This window comes from Stenotrophomonas beteli (genome assembly GCF_001431665.1).
Taxonomy (GTDB): Bacteria; Pseudomonadota; Gammaproteobacteria; order Xanthomonadales; family Xanthomonadaceae; genus Stenotrophomonas; species Stenotrophomonas beteli.
In genome coordinates, this window is record NZ_LLXV01000013.1 from 136116 (window position 1) to 153071 (window position 16956).

A 16956-nucleotide genomic window follows, 5' to 3' on the forward strand; every position below is an offset into this window, starting at 1 on the left:
ACGATAGGCGTTCATCGCGTTGCTCGCGTCGACCTGTGGCACTAATTGCACGTTTTCAAAGAATTCCTAACGCACGCTTTTCATCCACGCGTGGCGTGGATGCACCCGCGGGTCGACCTGCCAGACAAAGAAAAACCCCGGCCGGAGCCGGGGTTTCGCATTTCAGTCGCAGTAGTGATCAGCCGCCGCGCGGGCCGCTGCGGCGCGGGCCGCCCGGACCGCGGTTGCCGCCGGGGCCCCCCGGGCCACGGTTGCCACCCGGACCGCCGGGGCCGCGATTACCGCCGGGGCCGCGGTTGTTACCGCCGCCCGGACCGCGACCGCCCGGACGGGCGCCGTGTGCCGGCTTCGGGCTGCCATACGGGTTGAAGCCCGGGGTCGCGTGGTCGGACGGGAAGCTCGGGGCGTTGCCCGGATGGCCGTACGGGTGCTTGTTGCCCTGGCCCTGCGAGCGGTTGCCGCCACCGGCCGGACGACCCTGGCCGCCTGCGCCGCCACGGCCTTCACCACCAAAGCCGCCACGGCCCTGGCCGCCACCGGCACCTGCGCCCGGGCCCTTCGGCTTGCCGTACGGACGGCCCTGGCCGCCTGCACCCGGACCACGGGCACCCGGGCCACGTGCGCCCGGACCGGCATTGCGATGGCCGCTCGGGCCGGTGCTGACACCGTCCGGCACGTACCAGGTACGGAACGCGGCCGGGTTGCCTTCCGGCAGCGAGCGATCATTCTTCGGCGCGCGCTGCTTGAACGGCTTCTGCGACTGCTTGGCCGCCGCTTCACCGCTGACCGTCAGGCCGCCCTTGAAGCCGCCACCCTTGCCACCGCGGCCACGGCCGCGATCTTCGCGCACGTTGTCGAAGCGGCGCAGTTCGCGGCCTTCGTCGGCCGTGTTGTGGCCGTTGACGTAGGCATTGCCACGTCCACCTTCGCGCACGCGCACGGTGGTCTTGGCAGCGCGGCGCTGGCCGATCACCGGCTGCAGGGTCAGCGCCGACGGCGCACCCTCTTCCAGCTTCAGCTGTGCGCGCAGGGCTTCGACCTGGGCGGTGCCCAGTTCCACCGAATGGCCACGGGCCAGTTCGCGCGGCAGGCTCACCTTGCCGTAGCGGGTGCGCTTGAGGCGGCTGACCTGGCAGCCCTGCGATTCCCACAGGCGGCGCACTTCGCGGTTGCGGCCTTCCTTCACCACGACGCGGAACCAGTCGTGCGAATCGGTGCCGCCGATACGTTCGATCTCGTCGAACTTGGCAGGGCCGTCTTCCAGTGCGACGCCACGGGCGAGGCGGTCGACGATGGCGTCGGAGACCTTTTCCTCGCCTTCCGGGGCGCGCACGCGGACCACGTACTCGCGTTCGACCTCGAACGACGGGTGCATCATGGCGTTGGCCAGCTCACCGTCGGTGGTGGCCAGCAGCAGGCCGGTGGTGTTGATGTCCAGGCGGCCGATCGCGATCCAGCGCGCGCCCTTCAGCGGCGGCAGCGATTCGAACACGGTCGGGCGGCCTTCGGGATCTTCGCGGGTGGTCACTTCGCCTTCCGGCTTGTTGTAGACCAGTACGCGCGACGGCTCGGCCAGGGCGGTGGCGACGAAGCCGCGGCCGTCCAGTTCGATCCTGTCGCCGCTCTTGACCGACATGCCGGTCTGCGCGACTTCGCCGTTGACCTTGACCAGGCCTTCGGCGATGCGCTGTTCCAGCGCGCGGCGCGAGCCGAGGCCGGCCTGGGCCAGCACCTTGTGCAGGCGTTCTTCCAACTTGAACTGTTCGGAGGTGGCTTCGCGCTTCAGCGAGAGCTTGTTCAACGACAGCTTGCGAGGGGTGTCACTCATCAGTTTTGCTCCGGCCGACGGTTTCGAGGTCGGCCTCTGGTTCGGAATCGGCTTGGTCAACAGCCACGGTCGTCATCGCGACGGCGTTGTCTTCGCGTTCGTTCAGGGGCACCGCGCGCTCGCCCGGCGCGGAATCGGGGTGCCCATCATCGAAGGGCGAAGGTGCTTGCTCATCGGAAGCCGATGCAGCGTCTGCATCGGCGGAATCTGGGGTATCACCGCCGGCCAGGCCGGCGTCATCGTTGGCGGCGGCGCCGTCAGCGCCGGCCGAAACATCCGGGCCGTCCGCACCGGCAGCGGCCGGGCCATCGCGGTCCAGGGCCAGCTGCGGTTCCAGCTCGCCCAGGTCCTTCAGTTCGGACAGGGGCGGCAGTTCGTCCAGGCGCTTGAGGCCGAAATAGTCCAGGAACCCCTTGGTGGTGCCGAACAGCGCCGGCTTGCCGGGCACGTCACGGTGGCCGACCACGCGGATCCATTCGCGTTCTTCCAGGGCCTGGATGATGTTGCTGCTGACCGCCACGCCGCGCACCTGTTCGATCTCGCCGCGGGTGATCGGTTGCCGGTAGGCAATCAGTGCCAGGGTTTCCAGCGTGGCACGGGTGTAGCGGGTCTTGCGTTCAGTCCACAACCGGCTGATCCAGCTGTGCACTTCGCCGGTCACCTGGTAGCGGAAGCCGGAGGCGACCTCGACCAGTTCCACGCCGCGGCCTTCGCAGGCCTCGCGCAGGCGTTCCAGCGCACGTTCGATGCTGCCCGGCGGTGCCGGTTCCTCTTCCGGGAACAGGTCCTTCAGCTGGGCCAGGGTGAGCGGCTGGCTGGAAGCCAGCAGGGCACCCTCGACAATGCGGTCGATCAGCGATTGATCCATCGGCAGTCAGCGCTCACTCATTGGCATTGGCGGCGTCGTCGTTGTCGTCGAACTCGCTGCTGAACTGCAGCGGGGCGTTGGTATTGCCGGCCGCCAGCGACTTCACGTAGATCGGCGCCAGCGGTTCTTCCTGGACGATGTCCAGCAGCTGTTCCTTGGCCAGCTCCAGCACCGCCAGGAACGTGACCAGCACGCCCAGCTTGCCTTCTTCGGCCGTGAACAGTCCTTCAAAGCGATAGAACCTGCCGTCTTCCAGGCGGCCGAGTACCTCGCCCATGCGTTGCCGCACGCTCAGTGCCTCGCGCTTGATGGCGTGGCCGCTGAACAGCTCGGCGCGCTTGAGCACGTCGTGCAGGGCCAGCAGCATTTCCTTCAGGTCCACCGGCGGCGGCAGCTTCACCGTGGCGCGCTCGGGCATGAAGGCATGCGCCACCGTGGTGTCGCGGTCCTGCCGGGGCAGGGCGTCGATGTCCTCGGCGGCCTGCTTGAAGCGTTCGTACTCCTGCAGCCGGCGCACCAGCTCGGCGCGCGGGTCGGCTTCATCGCCTTCCTCGCTGACCGGCCGCGGCAGCAGCATGCGCGACTTCACCTCGGCCAGGATCGCGGCCATCACCAGGTACTCGGCGGCCAGCTCGAAGCGCAGCTCGCGCATCACCGTGATGTATTCCACGTACTGCCGGGTGATCTCGGCCACGGGAATGTCCAGCACGTCCAGGTTCTGCCGGCGGATCAGGTACAGCAGCAGGTCCAGCGGGCCTTCGAAGGCGTCCAGGATGACTTCCAGCGCGTCCGGCGGGATGTACAGGTCCTGCGGGATCTGCAGGACCGGTTGCCCATGCACCACGGCCAGCGGCATTTCCTGCTGCTGGGGGGCGGGCGGCCGGGTTGGCGGGTTCGCGTCGAGCGCGAGTTCGGAAGTCATCTAATGGACATCAGGATTGCAACGGACCAGTCGCGGCACCGGGTTCGCCGGGCCAACGCCGCGGAGCCCCAGGGCACCAGACACGCCGGGATCGGCGCGATTCCACACATATCAAACAGCAGGACGCGCCGCAGCGAGCGGCAGCGACGAAACTACGGGGAGGTCGTCTACGTGGCCCGGTCAGGCGATCCGGTTTTGAAGCGGCAGGTCGGTCGTCGGGGGCCGCATTGGCCGCAGGCACCGACGAGCTGCTGCATCCAGCCACGTGCAATGGACGCTAGGGTAAGCCTTTGTGGCGCGGGTGTCCAGCCGAGGGCGGCGGCAGGGGCCATTGGCTAGAATCTGCGGACCCGAAAACGCAAGCGAGGTAACGCCGGTGTGGTATGTGATCGAGGGGTATGACGGCCAGGATGTGCTGGCACAGCGGCTGCAGGCCCGGCCGGAACACCTGGCGCGGCTGCACGCGCTGCGCGACGAAGGCCGCCTGCTGCTGGCCGGCCCCTGTCCGGCGGTGGATAGCGAAGACCCCGGTCCGGCCGGCTTCAGCGGGTCGGTGGTGATCGCCCTGTTCGAGTCGCTTGCGCAGGCACAGGCCTGGGCCGACGCCGACCCCTACGTCGCCGCGGGGGTCTACACGCACGTGCAGGTGCGGCCATTCCGCAAGGTCCTGCCGTGAACGCCGGACGGATCGAACGGATCCGTGATGCGCTGCAGCAGGCATTGGCCCCGACCCGGCTGGAAATCGAGGACGACAGTCATCGCCATGCCGGCCATGCCGGAGCCCGCGATGGTCGCGGCCATTTCAACGTGCTGGTGGTCAGCGAGCGCTTCGCCGGATTGGGCCCGCTGGCGCGCCACCGGGCGATCTATGCCGCGCTGGGGACGATGATGGACACCGACATCCATGCGTTGTCCATCCGCGCATTCACCCCGTCAGAACAGGGCTGAGCCCTTGTCCCGCGCTGTCATCGCAGGTCTTCGCCAAGGCCGGTGATGGACAGGTTTCCATGTCCATTTCAGGACATTCGCCTAACGGACTGTTTACAAGCCCAGATGGAAACGCTTACATTCCGCGCCAATGCTGGTAGGTCCAAGCCGTGGAGGGCGGCTTCGTGAACAAGGCAGCTATCACAATCAAAGACGTCGCTCGCGAAGCCCGGGTCTCCGTGGCCACGGTGTCGCGCGCGCTCAACGGGCATGAAAATGTCGCCGAACCGGTCCGCCAGCTTGTGCTGGAGGTGGCCGCCCGGCTGCGTTACACCCCGCACGCCGCCGCCCGCAGCCTGAGCAGCCGCCGTACCAACACGGTCGGCGTGGTGCTGCCCGACCTGTACGGCGAATTCTTCTCCGAGCTGATGCGCGGCATCGACAATGTCGCCCGCAACCGCCGCCAGCACCTGCTGGTGTCCAGCTACCACGGCGACCAGGAGCAGCAGGGCGCGGCCCTGCGTGCCATGCGTGGCCGGGTCGACGGGTTGCTGGTGCTCTCGCCCTACGCCGAGAGCCCGGGCTTCCTGACCGACAACCTGCCGCAGTCGCTGCCAACGGTGCTGATCAACACCTATCTGCCCGGGCAGGACCACCCGGTGCTGAGCATCGACGACCACGCCGGTGCGATGGCCATGACCGGCCACCTGCTGGAGGCCGGTCACCGCCGCATCGCTTTCATTTCTGGCCCGGACCTCAACTTCGACGCGCGCGAGCGCCTGCGCGGCTTCCGTGACGCGCTGGCGGCCTTCGGCAGTGGCGCCGAAGGCATCGAGCTGCCCGGTGATTTCGACGAAGCTTCCGGCCACCGCGCCGGTCAGGAGTTGCTGGCAGCCGGAGCGCTGCCCGATGCCGTGTTCGCCGCCAACGACATGATGGCCCTGGGTTGCCTGTATGCGTTCACGCAGGCAGGTGTCCATGTGCCGTCGGATGTCGCCCTGGCCGGTTTCGATGACATTCCACTGGCGCGTTTCGTCCACCCGTCGCTGACCACCATGCAGGTCAGCATCGCCGAGCTCGGCGATCGGGCCATGACGCGCCTGATGCAGTTGATGGACGGCACCTCCACGGATGGGACAGGGGACAAGCAGACCCTGGTTCCCCGCTTGATAGTTCGCGATTCCACCACTCCGCCATCCGGCCGTTGAAGCCAGAGGCGTTCCTTCTTTTTTGATTGATCGCAGGGACCGCGCGAGCGGTCACCGCCACCCGGAGATTGAGTTGATGATGCATACCACCTTCCGCACGCCGGCGCGCCGGCTGCTGAGCACCGCACTGGTCAGCTGCCTGATGCTGGCCGCCGCCCCCAACGCCATGGCGCAGTCGGCCAACGCCAGCCTGCGCGGCCAGGTTGCCGGCGCCCAGGCCGGTTCTGAAGTCACCGCCACCAACGTGGCCACCGGTACCGTCCGTCGCGGCACCGTGCGTGCCGATGGCAGCTACTCGCTGATGGGCCTGGATCCGGGCACCTACAACGTGGTCGCCAACGGCCAGACCCAGAAGGTCACCGTCACCGTGGCCTCGACCGCCACGTTGAACTTCGCCGGTGCTGCCAGCAGCACGCCGGGCTCGACCGCTGCCACCAACCTGGACACCGTCAACGTCGTCGCACCGACCCTGCTGCAGGAAGTGCGCACCTCCGAAGTCGGCAAGACCGTCAGCCTGCAGCAGATCCAGACCACCCCGCAGGTGTCGCGCAACTTCCTGGAGTTTGCCGACGCGGTGCCGGGCCTGATCTTCACCCGCGACGCCAAGGGCAACACCTCGCTGCGCGGCGGCGCCACCAATGCCGATGGCACCAACGTGTACATCGACGGCGTGGGCCAGAAGAGCTACGTCAAGGGCGGCGGCGTGGCCGGCCAGTCCGGCAGCGCCGGCAACCCGTTCCCGCAGCTGGCCATCGGTGAATACAAGGTCATCAGCGGCAACTACAAGGCCGAGTACGGCCAGGTGTCGAGCGCCGCAGTGACGGCTGCGACCAAGTCCGGTACCAACGAGTTCAAGGGTGAGGCGTTCTACCGCTACACCGATGAAGACATGCGTGCCAAGACCCCGGCCGAGCGCCAGGGTGGCAAGGAGAAGATGGTCTCGGCCGAGAAGGAATACGGCTTCGCCCTGGGCGGTCCGATCATCCAGGACAAGGCGCACTTCTTCGTGACCTACGAAGCCAAGCGCTTCGATCTGCCGGTCACCATCGCGCCGGACGGCGCGGTCACCGGCGCTGCCGGCCTGCTGCCGCCGGCCGGCGCCGCCGGCCTCGGCCCGGCCAGCCAGCCGTTCCAGCAGGACCTGATCTTCGGCAAGATCGACTTCGAGCCGACCGACAACGATCGCATTGAACTGACCTTCCAGGACCGCGACGAAACCCAGTCGCAGTTCAGTGGCCAGACCTCGCCGGAAGCCGGCCGTGAAGTGGTCAACACCGACCGTCGTTACGCCCTGCGCTGGAACCACAGCGGTGAGCGCTACTACAACGAGTTGATGGTCACCCACGAAGACTCGTTCAACAACCCGACTCCGCTGACGCTGGCCAACGGCATCACCTACACCGCACCGGACGGCCCCGAGGACCGCACCATCGTGAAGATCGGTGGCGCCTCAGCGCTGGATTCGCAGGTGAAGGGCCAGAAGGGCTGGTCGATCGAAGACAACCTGACCCTGGATGGCATCCAGTGGGCGGGCGACCACACCATCAAGATGGGCGTGAAGTACAAGCAGATCGACCTGTACGCTTCCGATGCGGCGCAGATCAACCCGACCTTCACCTACTCGCTGGGCGATCCGGACTTCCCCGATTCCATTCCGTACAAGGCGCAGTTCGTCAAGCCGGTGACCGGCGTGACCGGCGTGTCCGGCGAAGTGCGTTCGAAGTCCAAGCAGTACGGCGTGTTCATCCAGGACGACTGGCAGGTCAACGACCACCTGCAGCTGAACATCGGCCTGCGCTGGGACTACGAAAAGACCCCGTCCTACCTGGACTTCGTGACCCCGCAGCAGGTGGTCGACGCCATCTATTCGCAGGATCCGCGCGCCCCCGCCGGCCAGACCTACGCCGATTCGCTGGCACTGGGTGGCCTGGACATCAGCGACTACATCAGCAACGGTCACAACCGCAAGGCATTCAAGGACGCCTGGCAGCCGCGCCTGGGCTTCTCGTATGACATCAATGCCGACGAGCAGCACGTGATCCACGGTGGTGCCGGCCGTTCCTACGACCGTGACCTGTTCGACAACCTGCAGCTGGAAACCACCAAGCTGGCCCTGCCGCAGCCGACCATCTACTTCCGCAACCCGGCCACCGGCGCCTGCATCAACGGCCAGGCTGCCTGCTATGACTGGAACCCGAACCTGCTCAACGGCATCGGCAACCTGCAGGCACTGGTCGGCGCGACCAGCAATGCCGGCCTGGAAGTGGACCTGCTGAACAACAAGCTGAAGGCGCCGTACTCGGACCAGTTCAGCCTGGGCATGAGCAACCAGATCGGCGACTGGCTGACCGACGCCACCATTGCTCGTACCCTGAGCTACGACGGCTTCGCCTTCACCCTGGGCAACCGCTATCCGACCGGCCAGTTCTTCGATGATCCGCGCCTGTGCGGTGGCACCTCCGCGGGCCTGAGCCAGGCCTGGAGCTGCAACGTGCCGGGCTTCGGCAGCCTGATCATCGGCCAGCAGGGCATCAAGACCCGTGCCACCCAGGTCCTGCTGTCGGCGCAGAAGCCGTTCACCAAGGAAAGCGGCTGGGGCACCTCGATCGCCTACACCTGGACCACCGCGCGCCATAACCGCGACATCAACGAGAAGTACGCCTTTGACCGCGGCCTGATCGGTGACTACCCGACCATCCGCTCCAACGGCGCACCGCGCCACCGCCTGGTGGTGACCGGCTCGTATGCGGGCTTCTGGGGCATCACCTTCGGCGGCAAGATCACCCTGGCCACCCCTACCGCCGTCAACGACTGGTACCCGGTGATGCAGGCCAGCGGCTACACCCTGCCGACCCCGCAGGCGGCCGTGCCCAACGCTACCGGCAAGTTCCTGGTGGGTGGCAAGATCTTCGGCTACCGTTCGGTCGACCTGCAGGCGACGAAGACGTTCAAGCTGGCGGGCGATACCGAGCTGTACGCACGTATCGACATCATCAACGTGTTCAACTTCGACAACTTCTCCACCTACAACTACGTCAAGACCAACGGCAAGCTGCAGGCCAGCTACAACGAGACCGGCGACATCGTCGGTACGCCGCGCCAGGTCAAGGCCGAAGTGGGCTTCCGCTTCTAAGCCCGGGCGGTGATGCAGGACCCGATGCCGCCGGCTCGCTGGCGGCATCGGTTAAAACGGCAATGGCCGGCCTTGTGCCGGTCCATTGCCCACGCCGCTGCCGGCCAGGGGGCAGCGGCGTGGGCAATGATCGCGGTGTCAGGCCACGTCTATCGTGGTTTTTTAAGCGCGCGCCTTGTAAACGATTTCAGATCATTGGACGTTATGCTTTCCCATCGATCAGACTACCGGAGGAACCGCGCCATGCAGGCACGCCATCTGTTGTCCGCCGCCGCGCTGAGCCTGGGCGTGGCCGCCTGCCAGCCGGCCCAGCAGGAGCCTGCCAAGCCGCGGCCGCCGGTGATCCTGATCGAGGCCGACGCACCGCCGCGGCCGATGAAACCGGAGCTGCCGCCGCTGTTCGACGACATCGAGCGCCGCACTTTCCAGTTCTTCTGGGACACCACCAACGAAGTGAACGGCCTGACCCCGGACCGCTATCCGTCGCGGCCGTTCGCCAGCATCGCTTCGGTCGGCTTCGCGCTGACCGCCTATCCGATCGGTATCGAGAACGGCTGGGTCAGCCGCAACCAGGCGATCGATCGGACGCTGACCACGCTGAAGTTCTTCCGCGACGTGCCGATGGGCCCGCAGCGAACCGGCAAGGCCGGCTACAAGGGCTTCTACTACCACTTCCTGGACATGCAGGAAGGCCGTCGCTACGACAGCTGGGTCGAACTGTCCTCGGTGGATACCGCACTGCTGATGATGGGTGTGCTGTTCGCGCAGTCGTACTACGACGGCGACGATCCGCGCGAGAAGGAAATCCGCCAGATCGCCGATACCTTGTACAAGAAGGTCGACTGGCCGTGGCTGCAGCAGCGTGCACCGCTGATCTCGATGGGCTGGTTCCCGGAGAGCGGCTTCATCGACCATGACTGGATGGGCTACAACGAGGCGATGATGGTCTACATCCTCGCCCTGGGTTCGCCCACGCACCCGGTCAGCCCGGATGCGTGGACGGTGTGGACGCGCACCTACGACAACGACTGGGGCGTCTACCAGGGCCAGGAATACCTGTCCTTCGGCCCGCTGTTCGGCCACCAGTACAGCCACGTCTGGATCGACTTCCGCGATATCCAGGACGCGTACATGCGCGAGCGTGGCAGCACCTATTTCCTCAACAGCCGTTCGGCTGCGCTGGCCCAGCGCGAATACGCCATCGCCAATCCGATGCAATGGAAAGACTACGGCGAGAACGTGTGGGGCCTGACCGCCAGCGATGGCCCGCAGAACACCACGCAGGAGTACCGCGGCGAGCAGCGCCAGTTCCGCCATTACTCCTCGCGCGGCGCCGGCCTGCGCGAGAACTTCGATGACGGCACCATCGCCCCGACCGCCGCGATCGCCTCGGTGGTGTTCGCGCCCGAGCAGGTGATCCCGGCCACGCTGGAGATGCACAAGCGCTACGGCGACTACATCTATTCCAGCTACGGCTTCCTGGATTCGTTCAACCCCAGTTTCAACTACGACATCCCGATCAAGACCGGCCGCGTCATCCCCGATCGTGGCTGGGTCGCCAGCGACTACATCGCCATCGACCAGGGCCCGATCCTGACCATGATCGCCAATTACCGCGATGATTTCGTGTGGGAAGTGATGAAGAAGAACCCGTACATCCGCAAGGGACTGGAGCGGGCCGGGTTCAGTGGTGGCTGGCTGGCGCCGGAAGGCTCGTTCCAGCCGCTTGAACTGCAGAAGGATGAGAAGGCCGCGGCGGCACGCGCGGTGGGTATCGCCGAATCACGCGCGGCTGCCGCGCAGGAACAGAAGAACAATGCCAACCGCACCACAGGCCAGGGCAAGTAACCTGATGCCGAACTGGACCGACCGCCTGCGCCGCTGGGCGCTGCCCGCCCTGGCCGCTTTGGCCGTGGCCGGCTGCGCACGCACCGAGCCGGGCACCACCACCGTGCGCTTCTGGGCAATGGGTCGCGAAGCGGAGGTGGTCAGCGAACTGATCCACGAGTTCGAGGCCGAGAACCCCGGCATCAAGGTGGATGTGCAGAACATTCCCTGGACGGCCGCGCACGAAAAGCTGCTGACCGCGTTTGCCGCCGACGGCCTGCCGGACGTGTGCCAGCTCGGCAACACCTGGGTGCCCGAGTTCGCCGAGCTCGATGCGCTGACGCCGCTGCAGCCGTTTGTCGATCACTCGGCGGTGGTTGATGAGAAGGACTACTTCCAGGGCATCTGGGATACCAACGTGATCCACGGGGAGCTGGTAGGCGTGCCGTGGTACGTCGATACGCGCCTGATCTACTACCGCAAGGACCTGCTGGCCAAGGCCGGCTACGACCACCCGCCGCGTACCTGGGCCGAGTGGGACGAGCAGATGGCGGCGATCAAGCGCATGCAGGGCCCGAACCGCTATGCGGTGCTGATGCCGATCAACGAGTTCGAGCAGCAGCTGTCGCTGGCCCTGCAGCAGCCCGATCCGTTGCTGCGCGACGACGACACCCGGGGCAACTTCGCCAGCCCGGGTTTCCGCCGCACGCTGGCCTTCTACGCCAACATGTTCGAGCAGGGCTGGGCGCCGAAGATGTCCGAGACGCAGATCTCCAACGTCTGGGACGAGTTCTTCCGCGGCTTCAACGTGTTCTACATCTCCGGGCCCTGGAACATCCGTGAGTTCAAGAAGCTGCAGCCGAAGGAACTGGAAGGGCAGTGGGGTACTGCGGCACTTCCCGGCCCGGATGGCCCCGGTGCCGGCATCGCCGGTGGCACCAGCCTGGTGATCTTCCGCAAGTCGCAGCAGAAGGAAGCGTCGTGGAAGCTGATCGAGTTCCTATCGCGGCCGCGGATCCAGGCGCAATTCCATTCGATCATCGGCGACCTGCCGCCGCGCCGCAGCACCTGGAGCGCGCCGTCGCTGGCCAATGATCCGCTGGCAGCGGCGTTCCGCGACCAGCTGGAGCGGGTCAAGCCGACGCCGAAGGTGCTCGAATGGGAGCGCATCGTGCAGGAAATGCGCATCGTCACCGAAAAGGTGGTGCGCGGTGGCCTGGCGCAGGACAAGGCGGTGGAAGAGCTGGACCAGCGCGTGGACAAGGTGCTGGCCAAGCGCCGCTGGATGCATGAACAACAACGCCTGCAGCAGCGCGCACCGTCGTCGCAGTCCAGCAGTGCCGTGGCCGCCGGGAGCGCGCAATGAAACGTACTTCGCTTGCCGGCTGGATCTTTGCCGGCCCCTCGTTGATCGTGCTGGGCGTGTTCTTCGGCCTGCCGGTGGCCTCGGCGCTGGCGCTGAGCGTGACCGACTTCGACCTGTATGCGCTGGCCGACAGCAGCAACCTGCGCTTTGTCGGCCTGGGCAACTACATCGACCTGCTGCAGACGCCGATGTTCTGGAAGTCGCTGTGGAACACCACCTACTTCGTGCTGATCGGCGTGCCGTTGTCGATCGGGGTGTCGCTGGGCGCGGCGATGCTGCTCAACGCACCGGCCGCACGCTTCAAGGCCCTGTTCCGCACCGCACTGTTCGCCCCGGTGGTGACCACGCTGGTGGCGGTGGCGGTGATCTGGCGCTACCTGTTCCATACCAGCTACGGCCTGGTGAACTACGGGCTGGGCCACCTGGGCATCAGTCCGATCGACTGGCTGGGAGATCCCAACTGGGCCATGCCGACCATCATGCTGTTCGCGGTGTGGAAGAACTTCGGCTACAACATGGTGATCTTCCTGGCCGGCCTGCAGGCGATCCCGCATGACCTGTACGAGGCGGCGCGCATCGACGGCGCCTCGCGCTGGAAGCAGTTCCTGCACATCACCCTGCCGATGCTTGGCCCGGTGCTGCTGGTGGTCGGTGTCATTACCGTGTCCGGCTACTTCCAGCTGTTCGCCGAGCCCTACGTGATGACCCGCGGCGACCCACTGCAGAGCACCGTCAGCGTGCTGTATTTCATGTTCGAGGAAGGCTTCAAGTGGTGGAACCTGGGACGCGCATCGGCTGTGGCGTTCCTGCTGTTCCTGATCATCCTGGCGGTGACCACCGTGATGCTCCGCTTTGGCCGCAGGAGGCAGTTGGTATGAGTCGTGAAATCGGCCAGTCGCGCTGGTACCCGTGGATGATCAATGGCGCGTTGCTGGTGCTGGCCCTGGTCAGCCTGGCGCCGCTGTTGTGGATGGTGTCGGTCTCGTTCATGCCGCAGGGCGAGGCCAGTCATTTCCCGCCGCCGCTGCTGCCTTCGAGCATCACCACGCACAACTACCATGAGTTGTTCGCGCGTACCGGCATGGGCGGCAACTTTGCCAACAGCCTGCTGGTCTCGCTGGCGATCACCTTTGGCTCGCTGCTGCTCAACACCATGGCCGGCTATGCCTTCGCCAAGCTGAACTTCGTCGGCCGCGAACGCCTGTTCCAGGTGTTGATGGCGGCGCTGGTGATTCCGGCGCAGGTGGCGATGCTGCCGTTGTTCCTGCTGATGAAGCAGCTGGGCCTGGTCAACAGCTTCGGCGGCGTGATCGTGCCGGCGCTGGCCAGCGTGTTCGGCATCTTCCTGGTGCGCCAGTACGCGCGCTCGATCCCGGACGAACTGCTGGAAGCGGCGCGCATCGACGGTGCAGGGGAGCTGCGTATCTTCTTCCAGATCGTGCTGCCGATGCTCAAGCCGGTGCTGGTGACGCTGGCCATCTTCACCTTCATGGGCGCATGGAACGATTTCATGTGGCCGCTGATCGTGTTGACCGACCAGGAGCACTACACTTTGCCGGTGGCGCTGGCCACCCTCTCGCGCGAGCACATCATGGATGTGGAAATGATGATGGCCGGCGCGGTGGTCACCGTGGTTCCGGTGCTGGCGCTGTTCCTGGTGCTGCAGCGGTACTACATCCAAGGTCTGTTGCTGGGGAGCGTCAAGGGATGAAGCGAGCGATCGCCGTTGGACTGGGACTGTTGTGGACCTCCCTGGCGATCGCCGCACCACCGGCACTGCCGGCACCAAAAGTGCTGGACGACTTCGACGATATCGGTGCCTGGAAGCTGGTGCTGTCCGACCAGGTCAGCGGTTCGCTGCGCCCGGTCAGTGGCGCCGGCGGTGGCCGCGCGCTGTGCCTGGACTACGACTTCCACGAGGTGTCCGGCTACGTCGGCATCCGCCGCGCACTGAACATCCAATACCCGGCCAATTACCGTTTCGGCTTCCAGCTGCGCGGCGATTCGCCGGCCAACGACCTGCAGTTCAAGCTGATCGACGCCAGCGGCGACAACGTCTGGTGGGTCAACCGTCCGGGCTACAGCTTCGCCAAGGCGTGGACGCTGGTCGAATACCGTCGTCGCCAGATCGACAAGGCGTGGGGTCCCTCGCCCGAGAAGGAGATGGCGCGCAGTGCCGCAGTCGAGTTCACGATCTACAGCAAGGTCGGCGGGCGTGGCACGGTGTGCTTCGACAAGCTGACCCTGCAGGGCCTGCCACCGCAGGATGATTCGGCGCTGGTGCCGTCGGTGATCGCCGATACCGCCACCGCGCTGCAGGACCGCATGATCGACGGCAAGAGCGATACGTTCTGGATCAGCGGCGGGGTCAAGCAGCAGACCATCAGCCTGGACCTGCACAAGAGCCGTGAAATCGGCGGTGCGGTGATCGACTGGCTGCCGAACCTGGAGGCCAATCGCTACACCGTGCGGACATCCGAGGATGGCCGCGACTGGCGCACGGTGCGCGAGGTGACCGGGGGCGCGGGAGGCCGCGACTGGCTGGCCCTGCCGGATACCGACGCACGCTACGTGCGCTTCGATCTGCTCGATGGCCCGAACTGGCGCTATGGCATACGTGACATCACGCTCAAGCCGCTGGCCTTCGCCGCGACGCCGAACGCGTTCCTGTCCTCGGTGGCGGCCGACCTGCCGCGCGGTTCACTGCCGCGTGCGTATGTGGGCGAGCAGCCCTACTGGACCCTGCTCGGCCTCGATGGCGGCCAGGAACAGGCGCTGATCAGCGAGGACGGCGCGCTGGAGCCGGCCAAGGGCAGCTTCAGCATTGAGCCGTTCATCCGCCTCGATGGCAAGCTGCTGGACTGGTCCAAGGTCGCCATCACCCAGTCGCTGCAGGACCATTACCTGCCGATCGCCAATGTTGACTGGGTGCACGAGAAGGTCGGGCTGGCGGTGACCAGCTTCGTGCAGGGCACCCCGGAGCGTGCGCAGCTGATCGGCCGCTACCGGTTGAGCAATCCGGACAAGGTCGCGCACGAGTACACCCTGGCACTGGCGATCCGCCCGTGGCAGGTCAATCCGCCCACCCAGTTCCTCAACACGGTCGGCGGTTTCAGCCGGATTGATGCGCTGGATGTCGGCGAGCAGCTGGTGCGGGTCAATGGCGAGCCTCGCCTCTATCCTTTGCAGGTGCCGGACGCGCGCTTTGCCAGTACCTTCGATGGCAAGCTTGATGCGATGCATCTGGCGGACGGCAGGTACCCGTCCACCACCGCGGTGAAGGACAGCACCGGCATGGCCTCCGGCGCGCTGCTGTACACCATCAAGCTGGAGCCGGGGCAGAGCCGGGAAGTGGCGGTGGTGCTGCCGCAGACCGGTGGCTGGGCGCCGAAGGCGCTGGACGTGGCCAAGGCGCAGGCGCAGGTGGCCGATCAGTGGCGGCAGAAGCTGGGCGTGGTCTCGCTGCAGGTGCCCGCCGCCGGCCAGGCGCTGGTCGACACCCTGCGTACGGCAGTTGCGCACATGCTGATTTCGCGCGTGGGGCCGCGCCTGCAGCCGGGCACGCGTTCGTACGCGCGCAGCTGGATCCGCGATGGCGCGATGATTTCCGAAGGCCTGCTGCGCATGGGCCGCAGCGACGCGGTACGTGACTACATCAACTGGTATGCGCCGTTCCAGTTCGAGAACGGCAAGGTGCCGTGCTGTGTCGATGCGCGCGGCAGCGACCCGGTGCCGGAGAACGACAGCCACGGCGAACTGATCTACAGCATCGCCGAGTACGGGCGTTACACCGGCGACAGCACCTTTGCCGAGCTGATGTGGCCGCACGTGCAGGGCGCTTACACCTACATGGAGCAGCTGCGTGCCAGCGAGCGTACCGAAGAGAACCGTGCGCGCAATCCGGCCTTCTACGGCATGATGCCGGCCTCGATCAGCCACGAAGGCTATTCGGCCAAGCCGATGCATTCGTACTGGGACAACTTCTGGGCGTTGCGCGGCTACAAGGACGCGGCGCTGCTGGCGGCCCAGCTCGGCAAGGTCGAGGCGATGCAGATGGCCGAATCGCGCGACCAGTTCCGGGATGACCTGCAGGCGTCGCTGCTGTCGGCGATGCAGCAGCATCACATCGATTACCTGCCGGGTTCGGCCGAGCTGGGCGATTTCGATGCCACCTCCACCACCATCGCGCTGGCCCCGGGCGGCGAGCAGGGCCGCCTGCCACAGCAGGCCCTGGAGGCGACCTTCGAGCGCTACTGGAAGGAGTTCGTGGCCCGCCGCGACGGCACGCGTGAGTGGAAGGACTACACCCCGTACGAGTGGCGCAATGTGGCGGCGTTCGTGCGCCTGGGCTGGCGCGATCGTGCCTGGCAGGCGACCGAGTTCTTCTTCAAGGACCGTGCGCCGCAGGCCTGGAACCAGTGGGCCGAAGTGGTCTCGCGCACGCCGCGCAAGCCGTTCTTCGTCGGTGACCTGCCGCATGCGTGGGTGGCGTCGGACTTCGTGCGTTCGGCGCTGGACATGTTCGCCTACAGCCGCGACATGGATGACGCGCTGGTGCTGGCTGCCGGCGTGCCGACGTCGTGGCTGCAGGGTGAGGGCATCGCCGTGCAGGGCCTGCGCACGCCGCAGGGCCAGCTCAACTACCGCCTGCAACGCAGCGACAAGCAGCTGGTGCTGGAGATGCAGCCGGGCCTGCTGCCACCGGTTGGCGGCGTGGTGCTGCCATGGCCGTATACCGGTGAGCCGGGCGAGGCGACCATCAACGGCGAAGCGGCCGAGTGGATCAACAAGGAGCTGCACGTGCACCAGCTGCCGGCGCGGGTCGAGATCGATGTACCGAGCGCGGTGCGCCGCGCCGAACGCAAGGGGCAGTAACC

Annotated in this window: 12 protein-coding genes; 9 read left to right on the forward strand and 3 right to left on the reverse strand. The window is 66.3% G+C overall.

Translation table 11 applies throughout. From position 1 onward, the window contains the following. Window positions 1–178: 178 nt before the first annotated feature. Genes ARC23_RS01435 through ARC23_RS01445 form a run of 3 tightly spaced genes read right to left on the reverse strand, consistent with a single transcriptional unit; the run spans window position 179 to window position 3618 of the window. Complete coding sequence (locus tag ARC23_RS01435; protein WP_057495567.1) at window positions 179–1828, reverse strand: pseudouridine synthase; 1650 nt, start codon at window positions 1826–1828, stop codon at window positions 179–181. Continuing rightward, window positions 1821–2696 carry an SMC-Scp complex subunit ScpB gene (scpB, locus tag ARC23_RS01440; protein ID WP_057495568.1) on the reverse strand — a complete coding sequence of 292 codons (876 nt, stop codon included), beginning with the start codon at window positions 2694–2696 and terminating at the stop codon, window positions 1821–1823. The genes ARC23_RS01435 and scpB overlap by 8 nt, the downstream gene beginning before the upstream one ends. A 13-nt stretch (window positions 2697–2709) precedes the next feature. After that, on the reverse strand, window positions 2710–3618 hold the full coding sequence (locus tag ARC23_RS01445; protein WP_057495569.1) for a segregation and condensation protein A: 909 nt from the start codon (window positions 3616–3618) through the stop codon (window positions 2710–2712). 376 nt (window positions 3619–3994) lie between these two features. Between ARC23_RS01445 and ARC23_RS01450 the strand changes: the two genes are divergently transcribed. The 9 genes from ARC23_RS01450 (at window position 3995) to ARC23_RS01490 (ending at window position 16954) form a co-directional block, all read left to right on the forward strand. Continuing rightward, window positions 3995–4294, forward strand: coding sequence for a YciI family protein (locus ARC23_RS01450; RefSeq protein WP_057495570.1), 300 nt, complete (start codon window positions 3995–3997; stop codon window positions 4292–4294). Then, a complete protein-coding gene (locus ARC23_RS01455; protein WP_057495571.1) occupies window positions 4291–4566 on the forward strand; it encodes a BolA family protein in 276 nt (91 codons plus the stop codon). Before ARC23_RS01450 ends, ARC23_RS01455 begins: the two co-directional genes overlap by 4 nt. 149 nt (window positions 4567–4715) lie before the next feature. Further along, entirely contained in the window at window positions 4716–5753 is a 1038-nt protein-coding gene (locus ARC23_RS01460; RefSeq protein ID WP_057495572.1) for a LacI family DNA-binding transcriptional regulator, read from the forward strand. A gap of 76 nt (window positions 5754–5829) precedes the next feature. Next, window positions 5830–8886 carry a TonB-dependent receptor gene (locus ARC23_RS01465; RefSeq protein WP_057495573.1) on the forward strand — a complete coding sequence of 1019 codons (3057 nt, stop codon included), beginning with the start codon at window positions 5830–5832 and terminating at the stop codon, window positions 8884–8886. 243 nt (window positions 8887–9129) lie between these two features. Then, on the forward strand, window positions 9130–10734 hold the full coding sequence (locus tag ARC23_RS01470) for a glucoamylase family protein (RefSeq protein WP_057495574.1): 1605 nt from the start codon (window positions 9130–9132) through the stop codon (window positions 10732–10734). A gap of 4 nt (window positions 10735–10738) precedes the next feature. Continuing rightward, window positions 10739–12079 carry a sugar ABC transporter substrate-binding protein gene (locus ARC23_RS01475; protein ID WP_057495575.1) on the forward strand — a complete coding sequence of 447 codons (1341 nt, stop codon included), beginning with the start codon at window positions 10739–10741 and terminating at the stop codon, window positions 12077–12079. Further along, on the forward strand, window positions 12076–12957 hold the full coding sequence (locus ARC23_RS01480) for a carbohydrate ABC transporter permease (protein WP_006456348.1): 882 nt from the start codon (window positions 12076–12078) through the stop codon (window positions 12955–12957). Before ARC23_RS01475 ends, ARC23_RS01480 begins: the two co-directional genes overlap by 4 nt. Continuing rightward, complete coding sequence (locus tag ARC23_RS01485) at window positions 12954–13790, forward strand: carbohydrate ABC transporter permease (protein WP_057495576.1); 837 nt, start codon at window positions 12954–12956, stop codon at window positions 13788–13790. Before ARC23_RS01480 ends, ARC23_RS01485 begins: the two co-directional genes overlap by 4 nt. Further along, entirely contained in the window at window positions 13787–16954 is a 3168-nt protein-coding gene (locus tag ARC23_RS01490; protein ID WP_057495577.1) for a discoidin domain-containing protein, read from the forward strand. The genes ARC23_RS01485 and ARC23_RS01490 overlap by 4 nt, the downstream gene beginning before the upstream one ends. The last annotated feature ends 2 nt before the right edge of the window (window positions 16955–16956 follow it).

What these genes read in the sequence shown, in the direction of transcription:
- ARC23_RS01435 (WP_057495567.1), bottom strand. Translation starts at nt 1,828, where the DNA reads ATGAGTGACACCCCTCGCAAGCTGTCGTTGAACAAGCTCTCGCTGAAG.
- scpB (WP_057495568.1), bottom strand. Translation starts at nt 2,696, where the DNA reads ATGGATCAATCGCTGATCGACCGCATTGTCGAGGGTGCCCTGCTGGCT.
- ARC23_RS01445 (WP_057495569.1), bottom strand. Translation starts at nt 3,618, where the DNA reads ATGACTTCCGAACTCGCGCTCGACGCGAACCCGCCAACCCGGCCGCCC.
- ARC23_RS01465 (WP_057495573.1), top strand. Translation starts at nt 5,830, where the DNA reads ATGATGCATACCACCTTCCGCACGCCGGCGCGCCGGCTGCTGAGCACC.
- ARC23_RS01470 (WP_057495574.1), top strand. Translation starts at nt 9,130, where the DNA reads ATGCAGGCACGCCATCTGTTGTCCGCCGCCGCGCTGAGCCTGGGCGTG.
- ARC23_RS01475 (WP_057495575.1), top strand. Translation starts at nt 10,739, where the DNA reads ATGCCGAACTGGACCGACCGCCTGCGCCGCTGGGCGCTGCCCGCCCTG.
- ARC23_RS01480 (WP_006456348.1), top strand. Translation starts at nt 12,076, where the DNA reads ATGAAACGTACTTCGCTTGCCGGCTGGATCTTTGCCGGCCCCTCGTTG.
- ARC23_RS01485 (WP_057495576.1), top strand. Translation starts at nt 12,954, where the DNA reads ATGAGTCGTGAAATCGGCCAGTCGCGCTGGTACCCGTGGATGATCAAT.
- ARC23_RS01490 (WP_057495577.1), top strand. Translation starts at nt 13,787, where the DNA reads ATGAAGCGAGCGATCGCCGTTGGACTGGGACTGTTGTGGACCTCCCTG.